Annotated in this window: 13 protein-coding genes and 2 pseudogenes; 8 read left to right on the top strand and 7 right to left on the bottom strand. The window is 37.9% G+C overall.

The features are described 5' to 3' along the window. Positions 1-32 precede the first annotated feature (32 nt). Together rpiA and BC008_RS07815 are read left to right on the top strand one after the other, a co-directional pair. Positions 33-743 (top strand): ribose-5-phosphate isomerase RpiA, encoded by a 711-nt coding sequence (gene rpiA, locus BC008_RS07820; protein WP_027843328.1) that lies wholly within the window; start codon positions 33-35, stop codon positions 741-743. A 77-nt stretch (positions 744-820) separates the two neighbouring features. Then, a complete protein-coding gene (locus tag BC008_RS07815; protein WP_321170071.1) occupies positions 821-1747 on the top strand; it encodes an SDR family oxidoreductase in 927 nt (308 codons plus the stop codon). A 41-nt stretch (positions 1748-1788) separates the two neighbouring features. Here BC008_RS07815 and BC008_RS07810 read toward each other — a convergent pair whose 3' ends face one another. Together BC008_RS07810 and BC008_RS07805 are read right to left on the bottom strand one after the other, a co-directional pair. After that, positions 1789-2568 carry a DUF3598 family protein gene (locus tag BC008_RS07810; protein ID WP_027843326.1) on the bottom strand — a complete coding sequence of 260 codons (780 nt, stop codon included), beginning with the start codon at positions 2566-2568 and terminating at the stop codon, positions 1789-1791. A 117-nt stretch (positions 2569-2685) separates the two neighbouring features. Next, the gene (locus tag BC008_RS07805) at positions 2686-3699 is read right to left on the bottom strand and encodes a hypothetical protein (RefSeq protein ID WP_027843325.1); all 1014 of its coding nucleotides are present in this window, start codon (positions 3697-3699) and stop codon (positions 2686-2688) included. A gap of 92 nt (positions 3700-3791) precedes the next feature. Here BC008_RS07805 and BC008_RS07800 point away from each other — a divergent pair, with 92 nt between their 5' ends. Beyond that, on the top strand, positions 3792-4529 hold the full coding sequence (locus BC008_RS07800) for a DUF3598 family protein (RefSeq protein ID WP_027843324.1): 738 nt from the start codon (positions 3792-3794) through the stop codon (positions 4527-4529). Here BC008_RS07800 and BC008_RS07795 read toward each other — a convergent pair. The 3 genes from BC008_RS07795 to BC008_RS07785 form a co-directional block, all read right to left on the bottom strand. Next, entirely contained in the window at positions 4513-5316 is an 804-nt protein-coding gene (locus BC008_RS07795) for a DUF3598 family protein (protein ID WP_036265424.1), read from the bottom strand. The genes BC008_RS07800 and BC008_RS07795 overlap by 17 nt on opposite strands. 120 nt (positions 5317-5436) lie before the next feature. After that, positions 5437-7104 (bottom strand): alpha/beta hydrolase, encoded by a 1668-nt coding sequence (locus BC008_RS07790; RefSeq protein ID WP_027843322.1) that lies wholly within the window; start codon positions 7102-7104, stop codon positions 5437-5439. A 150-nt stretch (positions 7105-7254) separates the two neighbouring features. Next, positions 7255-7575, bottom strand: coding sequence for a hypothetical protein (locus BC008_RS07785; RefSeq protein ID WP_058183403.1), 321 nt, complete (start codon positions 7573-7575; stop codon positions 7255-7257). Positions 7576-7635: 60 nt separating this feature from the next. Between BC008_RS07785 and BC008_RS07780 the strand changes: the two genes are divergently transcribed. From BC008_RS07780 to BC008_RS07770, 3 genes are all read left to right on the top strand, one after another. Further along, positions 7636-8817: an aldo/keto reductase gene (locus tag BC008_RS07780; protein ID WP_027843321.1), complete on the top strand. Its 1182-nt coding sequence runs from the start codon at positions 7636-7638 to the stop codon at positions 8815-8817. Between the two features lie 377 nt (positions 8818-9194). Continuing rightward, positions 9195-9950: a superoxide dismutase gene (locus BC008_RS07775; protein ID WP_027843320.1), complete on the top strand. Its 756-nt coding sequence runs from the start codon at positions 9195-9197 to the stop codon at positions 9948-9950. A gap of 586 nt (positions 9951-10536) precedes the next feature. Continuing rightward, complete coding sequence (locus BC008_RS07770; RefSeq protein ID WP_058183402.1) at positions 10537-11343, top strand: superoxide dismutase; 807 nt, start codon at positions 10537-10539, stop codon at positions 11341-11343. 109 nt (positions 11344-11452) lie between these two features. Here the strand turns inward: BC008_RS07770 and BC008_RS52635 are convergent. Together BC008_RS52635 and BC008_RS52630 are read right to left on the bottom strand one after the other, a co-directional pair. Next, positions 11453-12622, bottom strand: a pseudogene (locus BC008_RS52635) (Smr/MutS family protein); the annotation flags it as partial. A gap of 183 nt (positions 12623-12805) precedes the next feature. After that, positions 12806-14048: pseudogene (locus BC008_RS52630) on the bottom strand (endonuclease MutS2); the annotation flags it as partial. Between the two features lie 525 nt (positions 14049-14573). Here BC008_RS52630 and BC008_RS07760 point away from each other — a divergent pair. Beyond that, complete coding sequence (locus BC008_RS07760; RefSeq protein ID WP_027846681.1) at positions 14574-15737, top strand: GuaB3 family IMP dehydrogenase-related protein; 1164 nt, start codon at positions 14574-14576, stop codon at positions 15735-15737. 387 nt (positions 15738-16124) lie between these two features. Next, complete coding sequence (gene trxA, locus BC008_RS07755; RefSeq protein ID WP_027846682.1) at positions 16125-16448, top strand: thioredoxin; 324 nt, start codon at positions 16125-16127, stop codon at positions 16446-16448. The last annotated feature ends 274 nt before the right edge of the window (positions 16449-16722 follow it).

Here is a 16722-nt window from a genome sequence, read left to right as displayed (position 1 = left end):
AATAACAAATAAGCAATTGAGGAGATTTGGAGATGACCGCAGCAGCAGATCCAGTAAAGTTAATGAAACAGGAAGTTGGTAGAGCAGCAGCCAACTTGATTCAATCCAATTCCATAGTTGGTTTAGGAACCGGTTCCACCACTGCGTACGCAATTCAATTTATTGGCGAACGCCTCAAGTCAGGGGAGATAAAAGATATTGTTGGTGTCCCCACATCTTTTCAAGCTGAGGTACTTTCCAAACAATATGGTATTCCTTTAACTACATTAGATGCGATTGACCATATTGATATTGCCATTGATGGTGCTGATGAAGTCGATCCCCAAAAAAATTTAATTAAAGGTGGTGGTGCAGCCCATACTCGGGAAAAAGTTGTGGATTACCTGGCAAATCAATTTATTGTAGTTATAGATTCAGGTAAACTAGTTGACAAACTTGGTTCAGTTTTTGCTGTACCGGTAGAAGTCATCCCAATGGCAGTCACTCCAGTGATGAATGCGATCGCAAAACTTGGTGGTAAGCCAGAACTACGCATGGGTGTGAAAAAAGCTGGTCCTGTTGTCACCGATCAAGGTAACCTAGTTGTAGATGTAAAATTTGACGATATTCCCGACCCTGTGAATTTAGAAAAAACTTTGAATAATATTCCTGGGGTTCTAGAAAACGGTATTTTTGTTAATTGTGCGGATAAGGTTCTAATTGGTGAAGTTAAAGATGGTAAACCTGTAGTCCAGGAAATGTAAAAGTTTTACTATACCATTTTAAATTTTTATACTCCTCTGCCTATAACATCAAGGTTTTGTGAAGGCACGAGGGTTCTTTGTTTTTTACAGGGAAATTATTAGTCAGACAAGCGATCAATAAGGGGTCTATTAGCAGACAAATGACTACTCACCACAATGATTTGAAGAAAATTGCCATTATTGGTTGTGGCTATGTGGGAACTGCTGCTTCGCGCTATTGGTGTAAAGAGCAAGGTCACTCATTAACAGTAACAACTACAAGAGAGGAACGGGTTAAAGAACTGCAGGAATTAGCTACTCGAGTGGTAGTTATGAAAGGTGCAGATAGTCAAGCAGTACGGTCGCTCCTACAAAATCAAGATACTATCATTTTAAGTATTGCTCCCATTAGCGATCGCCAGGTAGATGCAGAGGTATATCGAGAAACTTACATTCCCACGGTAAAAAACTTAGTATCAGCACTTCAGAACACACCAAGCGTAAAACAGGTAATTTACCTCAGTAGTTGCTCTGTATACGGTAATAAAAAAGGCGAGTGGATTGACGAGACTTCTCCCATTGATACTGACAGTGAATACAATCAGGTGTTATCTGAAGTAGAGCATACCTTGTTAAACTCAACTAGTGAAGATATCAAGGCTTGTATTCTCCGGTTGGGAGGAATTTATGGTCCCGAGCGCGAACTAACAAAACGTTTTAAACGAATTGCTGGTAAAACAATTCCTGGAAGTGGTAATACTTTTACTAGTTGGATTCACCTTGATGATATTGTTGCAGCTTTGGATTTTCTCTGTCAGAGAAGGTTGGGTGGTATCTATAATCTGGTAAATGATTTTAATATGACGATCCGTGAGTTATCCGATCTAGTATGCGATCGCGCAAATTTAGATAAAGTTATCTGGGATGATACAAAACCAAGCTATCGTTTCCTTAATGCTCGGGTAAGTAATCAGAAAATTAAAGCCTCAGGTTACAATTTGATTCATCCCAAGACAATTATTTAAGATAGATATTCGTTTGGATTTTTACTTTATTGAATCTTGGTTCAAAGATGCAGTTGCTCTAATCTCAACCCAGAAAAAGCACCATCCTTATCATATTGAGCACTTAGTTGTTGCATTTTAGAAGTTGTTATCAACCAATTCACCACAAGATTAAAGGAAGTACCAATACCTATTCGCTTTGGACAACTAATAGAAACTCCATCCGGTAAAAAGAAATTTTGGTGTCCTTCACAACCCCAATTTAGTTCAGTTTGTATTGGTTGAGAAACTTGTAAATCTGAGGTCATAGTTACAGAATATCCCTTCCACTCACCGTTGAGATTTCTCTCAGACAGTTGTTCTAGTTCTTCTGACCAATACTTACTAGGAAAACCTGTTGCATCTTCACGAATATTCGATGTTCGTAATAAAGCTCCTTCTTTATCGTAAACAATACCGACACTGTGTCTTAATTCCTTGTATCTAAAAAATAATTCAACAGCGAAATATGAATCAGTTTTTAACTGCTTTGCGATCCAACCAGAATGACCAGATTCCAAGCAAATAGTCCTCATAGAATCAGCTTGTGGGTGAAATATTCCATCAGCAGAACTATTTTCTGATTGATTGTAGTCCCAACTTTCTTCCTTAATATTGTCTTGAGCGTAAATATAACGATTTGTTTGGTGGATTTCAGTTTGCTCTGGGTTACTTTCAAATCTTCTTAGACTACGAAATGATTCTTTTACTTCTCCTTGGGGAGTATACCTTGTCCAAACGCCATGCCAATCCCGCAAATGGTTTGCAGTGAAATTTTTCCAGTTTTGGTCTTTTAATTGCATACAGTATGAATTCCATATAACTATTTATATGCTAATTAAATCATTCGTTTTTTATGCTTAGCTAAGGCAGCACCTACAGCAAAATTTTAAAAATCAGTCAACAGGGATTTATTGAAGCTATCCAATTAAAGTCCAAAAATAACCGTCAGGAGCAACAAACGAGAAACTCTTTTCGCCAAACTCGTTTTCATATACTGTTGTCATTTCTGTGGCTTTGCTACTACTTACAAGTTGATAATATTGCTGAATATCTTTTACTTTCATAGTGTACAAACAAACTCCCAGACAACCAGGACGCGAGTAATTAAACTTGTTTGGTAAGTCACCACATTCAAAACGCAAAACTTCCAAATTTCCCGAACGAATTTGAGGTTTATCTGCAGTCGAATAAGGAGGAGATGTAAAGTAATAATTCAGCATCCGTTCCCCATTTTCTGGTCCTTTTAGTTCTAGGATGCGGCTAGAAGCTTCGCCATATTCACTTTCAGAGTTATTTACAACACGACGCAAACCAAGGACTTGGTCATAAAAATCCAATTTTTCATGTTCGCAATCCACAACCAGTCCCACATGAACGAATTCAGAGCCTTTAAAGTGAGAGTCCGGGTTAACAATTCCCGAATTTGGGCGGTAATAATCATGGCGCTCAAACAGAACTTGTCGCGCAAAGGGCTGGATAAGAACCATTTCATGTACGCAAGGATTAGCTTGTAGAAACGGTTCAAATGGCTTGGGACGATTAATTAAATTTCTCTGGGGTGAAATATAATATACAGGTAAGCCAGCAGCGATCGCATCTTCTGTATGGTTGGCAATATTGAATACGTCTAAAGATAAACTAGTTCCCCAACGGCTACCTACTGCTTTTAAAGGGGTTAGTCCCAAACCTTCATTAACTGGTTTATCCCACACCATCAAGCGGAGTAAACTTCTATCCGTAACTTGATTATGAAGGCGGAGCGATCGCAAACTAGAATTAACACCATATAACCGATTAGCTTGGTTTGCACTAAGTTCGCCAGATTGTTCTATATCAAAGCCAAACTGTTCCCAATATCGGATGAGAAAAGATTCATCTTTTGCTGTTGCACCAATTGCGAGTTCGTATAAACCGCTAATGGGTGTTTCCATTGACTTACTCTTTTGAAGGGATTTTTACTTGATAATAGTATCATCCATACTTAAAAATTTAAGCTGTTTGAAAAATTGAAGATGCAAATCCAATGAATCTACAACTGCAAAATTGGAATAATTTCTGTCGATATCATGTAGGGGAATGGCGTGGTATTAATACTAGATACTCCTCAGGGGAAGAAGTAATTGATTCTTGGAATGTTGTTACTAACCTTAAAATTAGTCAAGATGGTAGTAAGATCAATCACGAGGACTACTTAATTTATGCTGACGGGAAGACAGAGTTAAAAACCTTTGGTCCTTATATTAAACCTATTACGAGTGCTTTATTTTTAGATAATAGTTTTTGCTGGGGAAGTAAAACATTAGAAACTAACTCTATATTTATTTTTGAAATTGGTTTGAGGTGTGAAAATAGAAGAGTACTTGCCTTTATTAAATATGGCAATGATGGCAGTTTAGAATATATTTCTATTAGTCCCCAATTACTTAGTACTAATGTCTCAGAACAAAGTAAAACATCAGTGTTGACTATAACTAAGGAAAATTGGCAAGGTAAGCTTAAAACCATAGAACCTGATTTGATGGTGTTAGAGCCGGTAGATATTTCCTGGATATCATTGAAAGATTTGAATCGAGATAATCTTACCCTAAACTTTCAGGACAATATTTCAGTTAGTTGTCCACAAAATATAAAAAAGGATATGGAATTTTGTATCGCCTTAGATTGGTTGGCAAACTCTGTTTTATTGCAACGTGGTATAGGTTATTATGACGTCTCTGGCTTTAAGCATTTCAACTTGCAAATATTCACTCCGATCTATTGAATATTTCGAGTGTTAACGTGGAAAATTCTCCCTTTAGATTGTACTTGAGAATCAGTTGTTGTAAATGGGAAGAGGTAATTAACCAGTTTGCAATAATAGTGAAATGATTGCCAATATTTACTTTTTTCGGACAGTTCAAAAAAATTCCATCTGGTAAAAAGAAAGTTTCATTTTCTTCACAGAACGAGCGTTGTTTAATAGGTACAGGGAGTGAAACTTTTAAATCAGATGTCATAGTCACTGAAATCCCTTGCCACTTACCACTAATATTTCTTTTGGGTAATAGTTCTAACTGCTTCGACCAGTACTTACTTGGGAAATTAAGAGAATCTTCACGAATACTAGTAATCCGGAGCAAACCACCACTTTCATCATAAACTGCTCCTACACTATGTCGGAGATTTTCATATCTGAAAAATAACTCCCCCGAATGAAAAAAATCTCCCAATTTTAACTGGTTTGTTACCCATGCCGCTGCACCTTGCTCGAAGTATAATGACCTCATCAAGGATGTTTTAGGATGAACTATTCCATCTGATAAATTCTTAGATTGCTTTGTTGATTGCCAATTTTTTTCTTCTATTCTGCCATCAGCGTAAGTGTAGCGATTAGTTTGATCGATTCCTGTTTGTTCTTGATTGAGTTTCAAGCTTCTAAGACTTTGAAATGACTCTATGACTTCTCCTTGGGCGGAATATCTTGTCCAAATGCCGTACCAATCTCTCAGGTGGTTAGCACAAAAATTTTGCCAGTTTTGCTCTTGTGGATCCCCAGAATTACTCAGCATAATGTTATTATTTTCAATTAGAAAGAATAAGCATTATTGGAAAAGCTCGACTGTTAAATTTTCAAAGTCACCAACTTTTCCAAAGTATAAAAAACAACTTGCAACTAGTTACTATTTTGTTCAAATCTTATTTAACCAATAGACAATATCCTCAGCTGTCTTTTGTTCAAAATTAGCAAAATTATGACCACAACCTTCATACCAAATGATATCTGTAACTGGCGATCGAACTGCTGCTTTTTTTAATTGATTTAAGCGATCGCGATCATTAAAAAAGTCTTTACTTCCACACAATAGTAAAATTGGAATATCAATCTCCGCAATTGTTTTCAAGTTAGCTGTATCAGCTTCAGGAGCCCACCAAGAAATCCATGAATTTGGACGGTGAGGAGAGAGCATCCATTCATAAGGTGGTTTCCCTACTAAACCGCGATCGCCGCGACCTTCTTCCCTTGCTTTTTTAGCTTCTAAGACCAAACAATTGTAAATCTCGCTACCAATATGAGCTTCTAACCACTCAGCAGCATCTCGTGTAGGAGCCATGTGAACCAAACCAATAACATTGGGGTGATGGCGTTGTGCTTGATAGCGCATAATGCTATTGCTACCCAAACTTTGTCCGCTTAAAACGATCCGAGTATATCCACGTTGACAAAGTAATTTCACAAAAGCGTCAATATCATCTATATCCATTGATGCTGTTGCTGTCATACTTCCACCATAACCACTTCTACGCATTTCAATCACTAATGCTGATATATCATTTTGGTTATAGACTTCAGCTAATTTTGTAAATAAAGGTTCTGTTATGGGAGTACCAGTTTTACCTCTAACATGAAGCACCACAGTTTGATTTTCTTGATTGCAATCCTTTTCCCAAAGAAATCCGACCAAACTGCTACCATCGCTTGTCTGAACCGTTACCATTTCACTCGGTTTGCTAACATCCGAGGTAACCAGTTGAAATCCCTCGACATTAGGTAATTCCAGTTCTGAAACCCACAAATCAATGATTTGTGCAAACTGTTTATTATCTTCTACATCTAAAACTTTGCTAGCAGAAATACTTGTTTCTATTTCTTCCAACTCCATTCCCCTTTTTTGAAGGATTAGAAACGGAATTTGAATATTTTTTAGGAAACCAGAGATTTTAGTATCTGCACTTCTACTCCACCAAGAAACCCAGGAATCAAAAGACTGATAAATGAGTAACTCCTTACCATTAGGACTATTAACGGTTAAATCAACCCATTTTTCTTCTTCAGAACCCTTTATTATTTCCCTTTCTGATTGTTGCTCTAAAGCCTTATATCTATCTTCACCTATGGTATTTTCAAGCCAATTTGCTAGATCTGGTAAAGGATAAATTAAAACAATACCTTTGATGCAAACGTCCTGAGTTTTACACTGATATCTGATACCAGTTAAAGCACCAATTTCTTCACCAATAATTATGATTTCACTACATCCATGGGAACTCAAATATTCTACACCACGCTTAATATCTTCAATATCATCATCTGGAATTGCTCTCATTTGACCTTCAACACCACGACGATGCATTCCCAAGCTCAAAAAAGTATATCCTTGATTTGCCAGGGCTGAACCAAGGAGATAAGCTTTTTGTGAATAGGGATAGCTATTCCAACTGTGCAAATAAATAATTGCTGGTTTTTGACTTCCTTGGGTTGGGCAAGTTGGTTGAAATAAAATTGAGCAAGGCAGACGTTTCGTATACTGCTTGCTCAGTTCATCTTTTGATAAGGACAACAAATAGGTTGGAAACATTTACCCAATAATTTTAATTGCTGCATATGTTCTGTTTCTTATCCTATTGTTTAATATCCACTAATGACTCTTGTCGACGCTCATCCACTTATTCAAATAGATTTATCTGCGACCTATTTTGCTTAGTTCGGTTTTTATAAACGTTTATATTTAATGAGTTTTATTATTAACATCTAAAAGCCAGATTTTTTCCAGCAAAGCAATTCGTTTGCGTCGAACAAAAACACGATACTTTTGATATCCCAGAGTACCAAGCAAAGCTAAAATTGGAATCAAGGCAATTAAAGAAACAATAGTTCGAGTGTCACTTACGACATGATATTGCCCTTCTGGTTGAACTTCTATCGCATTAGTTTTATTTTGATTTTGTGGTTGCGATCGCATTTTTCTGAAAGATCCTTTCTTAACAACTATTTTTAATTCATCATCGATTGGGTAAATTCCCGAACAGAGGGAAACTGAAAACCCCAAACCAAGTTATGCTTGAAGGTTATAAATTAAAAGTAGGATGTCACTACAATCACCAAGTTCATGCTGTACAGACGTTTTGGGCGCACAGAGCTAAAAATGCCAGTTTTTTCCTGTGGGGGAATGAGATATCAATTTAAGTGGCAGGATATACCGCAACAACAAGTACCTGCTGACAAGCAAGCTAACTTGGAAACAACTATCAAACGTTCTGTAGAATTGGGGATCAATCATATTGAAACAGCTCGTGGTTATGGTAGTTCGGAAATGCAATTAGGGCAGGTTTTACCAAAATTTCCCCGCGACCAAATAATTGTTCAAACCAAAGTTGGACCCAAAGCCGATCCCCAAGCATTCCAAGCAGATTTTGAAAAATCTCTGAAAAATCTCCAGTTAGATTATATCGATCTGTTGGGAATTCACGGCATTAATACTGCTGAACTATTGGATTACAGTATTCGTCCTGGTGGTTGTTTAGACGTAGTAAGAAAATTACAAGCACAAGGGAAAATTAGATTTGTTGGGTTTTCCACCCATGGCCCTACTGATATTATTATTCAAACTATTAATACTAACCAATTCGATTACGTTAACCTCCACTGGTACTATATTAATCAAGTTAACTGGCAAGCTATTGAAGCTGCAACTCGCCATGATATGGGGGTATTCATAATTAGTCCCTCCGATAAGGGCGGTAGGCTCTACGATCCACCCCAAAAGTTAGTTGATTTGTGTGCACCCCTATCTCCTATGGTATTTAATGACTTATTTTGTTTGAGTCACTCGCAAGTCCATACTCTTTCTCTGGGTGCATCTAAGCCAAGTGATTTTGATGAGCACCTGAAAACTTTAGATTTATTACATAAAGCTGACGAAATTCTACCGCCAATTTTAGCAAGGTGGGAGCAAGCAGCTATTTCTACTTTTGGCGAAAATTGGATTAAGACTTGGCGGGTTGGTTTACCAAAACACGAAAAAACTCCAGGAAATATTAATATTCGTACCGTTTTGTGGCTGCGAAATTTAGCTCTGGCTTACGATATGCATGAATATGCGAAAACACGTTACAACTTGTTGGGTAATGGGAGCCATTGGTTTCCCGGTAATAAAGCAGAGGGGGTGGAAAATTTAGATTTAAGGGAATGTTTGCGTAATAGTCCCCATGCAGAGCGAATCCCTGATTTACTTTGTGAAACACATAAGTTGTTGGAAGGTGCAAAAGTGAAGCGGTTATCGCAAAGTTAGTGGTTTGACGGGGAAATTATTCCCCAATCAGTCTTTTGCGATTGCTTTAAATTAAACAGATAATCGGTACATTTATTTTTGTGACGGCTTAAATTCTTTACTAGTACTTAAATCTTTCAAGCTCTAATTTTGCAGAATTTATCTACTGCTACAAAACTTAACTTCTCTGCAAATGATTTTATGTAATTGTTAAAAATTACACATCCAGAATATGATTTTTTTAATTCACAAAAAGAGTGAGAATTGATATTTGTTGATATAAATTAATATATGTGCAAAAAATACAAAATCAGCCAAATTATTGAATATTTACTTTGTAAGCCGATTCTAAGACAATAAGTATTGAATATTACTAAACATTTTTACAGGAAAAAGCTGTGAATCTCAATCGCCGCCATTTTCTCATTTTATTTGGTACCTGTGCAGCTAGTTATACTTTAAATGCTTGTGCATTTGCAGAGAATTCTCCAAAAACAGAAGCAGAAGAAGTCACTAAGGTTGCATCTAAACCAGAATCTGGTGTAATTAAATTACCTCCATTGCCTTACGCTTATGATGCATTGGAACCACACATAGATGCAGAAACTATGCGTTTCCATCACGACAAACACCATGCAGGTTACGTCAAAAATCTTAATGCAGCATTAAAGAAACATCCAGAATTAAAAGATAAAAGTATTGAAGATTTATTAAGCGATCTTGAAAGCGTACCTTCTGATATTCGTCGGACAGTACGTAATAATGGTGGCGGTCATGTAAACCACTCAATGTTTTGGGAAATTATGGGACCCAATGCTGGAGGTGAACCTACTGGCGCGATCGCAGAAGCCATTAAAAAGGAATTTGGTAGCTTTGAAAAGTTTCAAGGAGAATTTAACGAAGCTGGTAAAAGTCGCTTTGGTAGCGGTTGGGCTTGGTTAGTTTTGGGAGAAGATCAAAAACTGGAAGTGATGACCACAGCAAATCAAGATAGTCCTTTCTCTGAAGGGAAATATCCAATTATGGGTAATGATGTATGGGAACATGCTTATTACATCAAATATAGAAATCGTCGTGCTGAGTATTTAAAAGCTTGGTGGAATGTATTGAATTGGGATGAAATCAACAAACGATTTGCTAAAGCAGTTGCATAGACAAAGCAAGTTAGCTTTTTATGCTTAACACCAGAATGTAGAAAAATTGAACTAAAGGCATAAATAAGTAACAAAATATTAAGGGACTTTAAAGTTAAAAGAATATTGTTTATTAGGGCGCACATATGTGCGCCTCTACTGTTGATTTAAAATTAATTTCAGTTGATTTTAATTAGTAATTTTGAATTAGTAATAATTAATCAGATATTTGTGCTCGATTCATATACATAAAATTTGAGTTTATGAAGTTTATAATTATTTTCTAAATAGTAATAAATATTTACGTTCACTGGTCTGTTTATTCATATTTATAAACGCAAATACTGGGATAAAAGTAATATATTTATCTTTGATTTGCGTTGCGAGAATCACATGATAATTCTACTGAAAATATTTAATATTTAGCTTATAATTGGCTCCTGAAGCAATAGATATTGAAACAAATACAGCAATCAATTTAGAAAAAATGAATAATATTTCTATTACTTTTTTTAGTTTTAAATTTAATAACGAAAAGAACTAATAGAATAAATAGTTTATTCATAAACTATATGCGATCGCTGTAAATTAGTTTATAGGAAATACAATGAATTTAAATAGGCGTCATTTTCTTTTTTTATTGGGTGCTACTGCAGCTGGCTTAGCGGTAGAAAATTATGCTTTTGCTCAAACTCCTTTGGATCCTCAACTAATAAGTCAAGCAGACCCTCAACCAATCGGGACTGCAGTATTGCCTCCTTTACCCTATGATTACAACGCATTAGAGCCATACATAGATGAAGAAACCATGCGGTTTCATCATGACAAACATCATGCGGCTTATGTCAGAAATCTAAATGCTGCTTTAGATAAATATCCCAAATTAAAAACCAAAAGTATCGAAAGTTTATTGCGCAACCTTGATCGCATACCTTCTGACATTCGCACAACAGTACGTAATAATGGTGGCGGTCATGTAAACCACTCCATGTTTTGGGAAATTATGAAACCTAATGGTGGAGGCGAACCTACTGGCGCGATCGCAGAATCAATTAGTAATAGTTTTGGTAATTTTTCCACATTCAAGGAGAATTTTAACAAAGCTGGCGGCGGTAGATTTGGTAGCGGTTGGGTTATGCTTGTTCTTGATCGTCAAGATGACGATGATGACGATAAAAATAATCGCAAACTGAAAATAATAACCACACCCAATCAAGATACTCCACTAATGACAGGTGATTACCCAATTATGGGTAATGACGTCTGGGAACACGCTTATTATCTAAGTTATAGAAATCGTCGTGGCGAATATTTAGAGAAGTGGTGGAATGTTGTTAATTGGGATGAAATCAACAAACGATACGCCCAAGCTATTGCAGTAAATAATGATGACGACGATGACGATGATGATTAAGAACAATTAAGTGTGTAGACGGGTTAGAGTTCTAACATTTTTTAATAAAGGGATTGGGTTTAATTAACGGTTTTTTTTACCAGTTTGACTTATTTTTTTGAACTATTTTTTAACTAACATAAGCAATAGTTACACCTGTACCACCATCAGCTTGTTCTGCAGCTTCAAAACGACTAACTCGCCGATGTTGTTTTAAAAAGGTTTGTACCCCTTGACGCAATTTTCCAGTTCCATGTCCGTGAATAATCCAGATTGGTCCGGTAGCTTCTGAAATTGCTTTATCAAGAATAATTTCGGCATCAGCGACCCGTTTACCCCGTAAGTCAAAGGTATTGCGAGAAGTACGAATTTCTGGGGTGGGTTGGGAAGAATTCACAGACTTTTGTGCAGGAGAAGATTTTGAAGTTGATTTTGGAGGTGCTGATTTTGTTTTTGCTATTGGCTCGGCTTTTTCACCATCCAAAGATTCAACGTCTTCTAACTTGACGTTCATCTTCATAATCCCGAAGCGGACAGTCAACTCGCCATCTGCACCTGGTGCAGAAATTACTTCCGCAGTCTTCCCTAATTTGCTAATTCGAATGCGATCGCCCAGTTTCGGCAAAAATCCGGCTTTAGGTTTTTTTGGCTGCTTTTTGGGTGTATGCTTTTGAGCAATATCATTAATTGCGTTTGTCGCTTTTTGAGCGTCTTGGGCGGTGGACTTCCCTTGCTGTAAGCTACGGATGACTTTAGCAATCTCAGACTTTGCTTCATTAATTGCTTTTTGTACCGCTACCTCTTGGGAGATCCGTAAAGATTTTTCTCTTTCTTCTAAGTTGGCACTTTTTTCTGAAAGTTCTTTATACAAACGCTCAGTTTGCTTTAATAAATTTTGTGCTTGTGTGGCTTTAGTTTCCTGACGACGACGTTGCGCTTCTAATCCAGCAATTACCTGGTTAACTTCGTCAGTTTCTCCACCAACTTCAGATTTTGCTGCTTCGATGACTTCTGCTTTTAATCCTAGACGACTAGCGATCGCCAAAGCATTAGAACGTCCGGGGATACCCCACAATAAGCGATAGGTGGGAGAAAGGGTAGTGTCATTGAATTCTACCGAAGCATTTTCAAACCTTTCATCTTGGTATTTCAGTGCTTTCAGTTCGCCAAAGTGAGTTGTCGCCATTGTTAATTGAGCATTATTTGCCAAATAATGCAGTAAAGCAATTGCTAAACCACTACCTTCGACTGGATCGGTCCCCGCTCCAACTTCATCGAGGAGAACTAGGGATTGGGGATTGGCGACTGGGGATTGGGCAAATAATTCTTCTTCTCCTGTCTCCTGTCTCCTGTCTCCTGTCTCCTGTCTCCTGTCTCCTGTCTCCTGTTTCCTGTCTCCTGTTTCCTGTCTCCTGTCTCCTGTCTCCTGTCTCCTGTCTCCTGTCTCCTGTCTCCTGTCTCCTGTCTCCTGTCTCCTGTCTCCTGTCTCCTAAAGCTTCCAGTATTCGACTAATTCGGCGAATATGTCCAGAAAAAGTTGACAAGCTTTGCTCCAAGGACTGTTCGTCGCCAATATCTGCCAAAACTTGGTCAAACCATGGAATTTCCACTGGTTCGCGAGCTGGGACAAACAAACCCACTTTTGCCATTAATGCTGCTAATCCGAGGGTTTTGAGAGTAACAGTTTTACCGCCTGTATTAGGTCCAGTAATAGTGACTACACGAATTTGTGAATTAATCAACAAATCAACTGGTACTACCTCATGTCCCTGTTCGTGATGCTGCTGCCATACTAGTAGGGGATGGCGCAACTGCCGCAGAGTAATAGTTTCCTCTTCTTGACGCTGAATAAATCTTGGTGGGTTGGCTTTGAGCCACAAACTATAACGCGCCCTGGCTAAGGCTAAATCTAGAAAAGCAGCAATTACCAACAACTTTTCTAAATCAGGCGTAACTTCTGCCACTTGTTCCGTTAATTCCCTGCGAATTGCTTCTTCTTCTATTTTCTCTCTCTTAAGTAATTGTCGCAGTTGATTGCCCATTGACACGATAGAGTTTGGCTCTACGTACAGGGTCGCACCACTGGTTGAGGTGTCGTGAACAATCCCCGGGATAGCATCTTTTTGGGGAGCTTTAACCGGAATAACATAGCGATCGCCGCGTTGGGTAATTAACTGTTCCTGGAGGGCTCCTCCCTTAACTTGAATTATATTATTTAATTTCTGAGTAATTTGACTGCGTACTTGCTTGAGAGAAATACGAATATCCCCGAGTTTTTGGCTTGCACGATCTGCAACATTTCCCCGCTCATCAATACAACGGTGAATTTCTTGCTCTAATTCAGGGTAAGTACGCAAATCAGCAACTAATTCGTTGAGAACTTCTAAATCCGAATGACTGTCTATTACACGGCGTAAGCTTCTCATACCGAAAAGCGTTGTGGCGATCGCCAAAAGCTCTTCACCATTCAAAACTCCTTTTAAATTTGCCCTTTCCAAGGAATCACCAATATCTTTAACTCCTTCAAAGGACAATCCGCTATTCAAACGGCTATCAAGTTCGTAAATTTCTTTGGTTTGAGCTAGTAAATACTCACTTTCTTCTTGTTTGGTGGGTATGCTCAAATTTAGCGCAGCAGATAGTCCCAGCTTTGTCGTCGCAAAGGTAGACAAATGCTGGCATAGGCGGGACCAGTCTAGTAGTTCTAGTGTTTCAGATTGGATCAAGGTTCGAAAGTCTAATCTGAAGTTATGTTAACAATATTAGCGGTTTTTGGATTTATTTGTTATGCCTAACCCGGTTTTATTTTTCCAAGCATAACTACAAGTGTTTAACTCAAGGGTTTCGATACTCTGTCAATCTTCAAATTTTCGACAAAATTTGACTTTTGCTTTTCCGTAAAGAAGGTAAATGTTTTTATTGATACTATTTTTCATATAAGTGATCGATGGGTTAGAAACAACCAAATAAAAACAAATAAAAAACTAAACAACAGTTAGATAAATATTACTAATGATACCAAAATATAGATTCAATTGGCGATACTTATGAAACTTTTGATTTGTTGATTATTATGCTTTAGGGCTTTAAAAACTCTAAATAAACCAAAATATCGCTAAGCATTAGTTTGTATTGTTTGAAACTTGTTACCCAAATAAATCATCTTCTGGCAAATCATTGGCAGAAAAACGCTCATAACACCTCCACAATTTGATACCCTAGCTTAAACAGATTTGGGAAGATAGGAAAGCGTGGACATTCAAATAGGGCGGGGAAAAACGGCTCGCAGGGCTTACGGGATTGATGAAATTGCTTTAGTCCCAGGTAATAGAACCCTCGATCCGAGTTTGACTGATACTAAATGGCGCATTGGCAATATTGAAAGAGAAATTCCAATCATTGCTAGTGCGATGGATAGTGTGGTGGATGTATCAATGGCTGTACGTCTTTCACAGTTGGGAGCATTAGGCGTACTCAACTTGGAAGGAATTCAAACTCGTTATGCTGAACCAAAATCAATCTTAGAGCGCATAGCTTCAGTAGGCAAAGATGAATTTGTTTCTTTGATGCAGGAATTATATGCCGAACCAATTAAACCAGAACTGATCGAGTTGCGAATTTCAGAAATCAAGCAACAAGGTGGAATTGCCGCAGTCAGTTTAACACCAGCAGGTGCTAGTAAATTTGGCGATGCTGTGGCAAAGGCTCAAGCTGATATGGTCTTCGTCCAAGCCACAGTAGTTTCGACAGCTCACCTTTCGCCAGAGTCAGTTTTACCCCTGGACTTGGCAGAATTTTGTCAGAAGATGCCCATGCCGGTAGTGTTAGGTAACTGCGTGACTTATGATGTCAGCTTAAATTTGATGAAAGCAGGAGCTGCAGCCATATTAGTTGGAATCGGTCCTGGAGCGGCTTGTACATCTCGTGGTGTGCTGGGTGTGGGAATACCCCAAGCAACCGCTGTTGCAGACTGTGCTGCAGCAAGAGATGATTTCTATCAAGAAACAGGCTCATATGTACCTGTTATTGCCGATGGCGGACTCATTTCCGGCGGTGATATTTGTAAGTGCATAGCCTGTGGAGCAGATGGTGTCATGATTGGTTCGCCCTTTGCTCGAACAGCTCAAGCTCCAGGGAATGGTTATCACTGGGGAATGGCAACTCCTTCTCCGGTTTTACCTAGAGGTACGCGCATTCAAGTTGGTAACACCGGTACACTAGAGCAAATTCTGACCGGTCCTGCTGGACTAGATGATGGCACCCACAATCTTTTGGGAGCATTGAAAACTAGTATGAGTACCTTAGGAGCTAAAAATATTAAAGAAATGCAACAAGTTGAAGTTGTGATTGCTCCTTCTTTACTGACAGAAGGAAAACTATATCAAAAAGCTCAAAATTTAGGCATGGGTAAATAGATACTAATTCTAATTTCTTAAAAAAATTTTTCCACGTCGTTAAACTATGACTGGAAAAATCTCATATGTCGCCTACAATAGAGATAGCGGAGACGCATGTTTCCGTTCACTCCTCACACCACACTCCGCCCGAACTACTGTTCGGGCGGTTCCTTAATATAAACATCTAAATATAAATATTTAATATCAAAACAGGATAACCACATACTCAAAAAGTTGCAATAAAAAGATATTGAGAAAAAAAACCTTTGCAGATTTTTAATCAAAAGTTATAAATAAAATCTGAAACTCCATGCAAATGTATCTGCTCCACTCCGAAGCAGGGGTTTTTGCTATGGTAGAATTTCACCAAAATCAAACACATTTCTAAGGCAAAGGTTTGTAGCCATGTCAGCAGCCGCACAAGTTACCGATTCTACTTTTAAACAGGAAGTATTAGACAGCGATGTTCCTGTTCTCGTCGATTTTTGGGCTCCCTGGTGCGGTCCATGCCGGATGGTAGCCCCTGTAGTAGATGAAATATCTTCCCAGTATGAAGGTCAACTCAAAGTGGTGAAAGTCAATACAGACGAAAATCCTAATGTTGCTAGTCAATATGGTATTCGTAGCATTCCCACTTTGATGATTTTTAAAGGTGGACAAAAAGTTGATATGGTAGTCGGTGCCGTTCCGAAAACTACATTAGCTAACACTTTGGAAAAATATCTTTAATAAGCATTAAAAGCTTAAAACTCTTAAACTAAGAGTCATCTATCTACTTTCAACTGTGTTAATATTTGTAAAAATTAATTGAGAGGCTTATGGTTATGCCTCTCTACACAGCTTTTTTAATTTCAAATAGCTTTTTTCTGATTTTGTTTATAAATTTTCATCATGAAAATATTTACAGCCAAGTAATTGGGATTGATTGAAAGCATTGAAATATCCATCTCAAAGTGGGGCGGTCTGTTGATTTACCTAACTGGTTTTTGAGAGTTGATTTTGA

The sequence above is a fragment of the Mastigocoleus testarum BC008 genome, from assembly GCF_001456025.1.
Taxonomy (GTDB): domain Bacteria; phylum Cyanobacteriota; class Cyanobacteriia; order Cyanobacteriales; family Nostocaceae; genus Mastigocoleus; species Mastigocoleus testarum.
The sequence above is the reverse complement of the archived record's forward strand: the minus strand, read 5'-3'. Positions and strand labels throughout refer to the sequence as shown.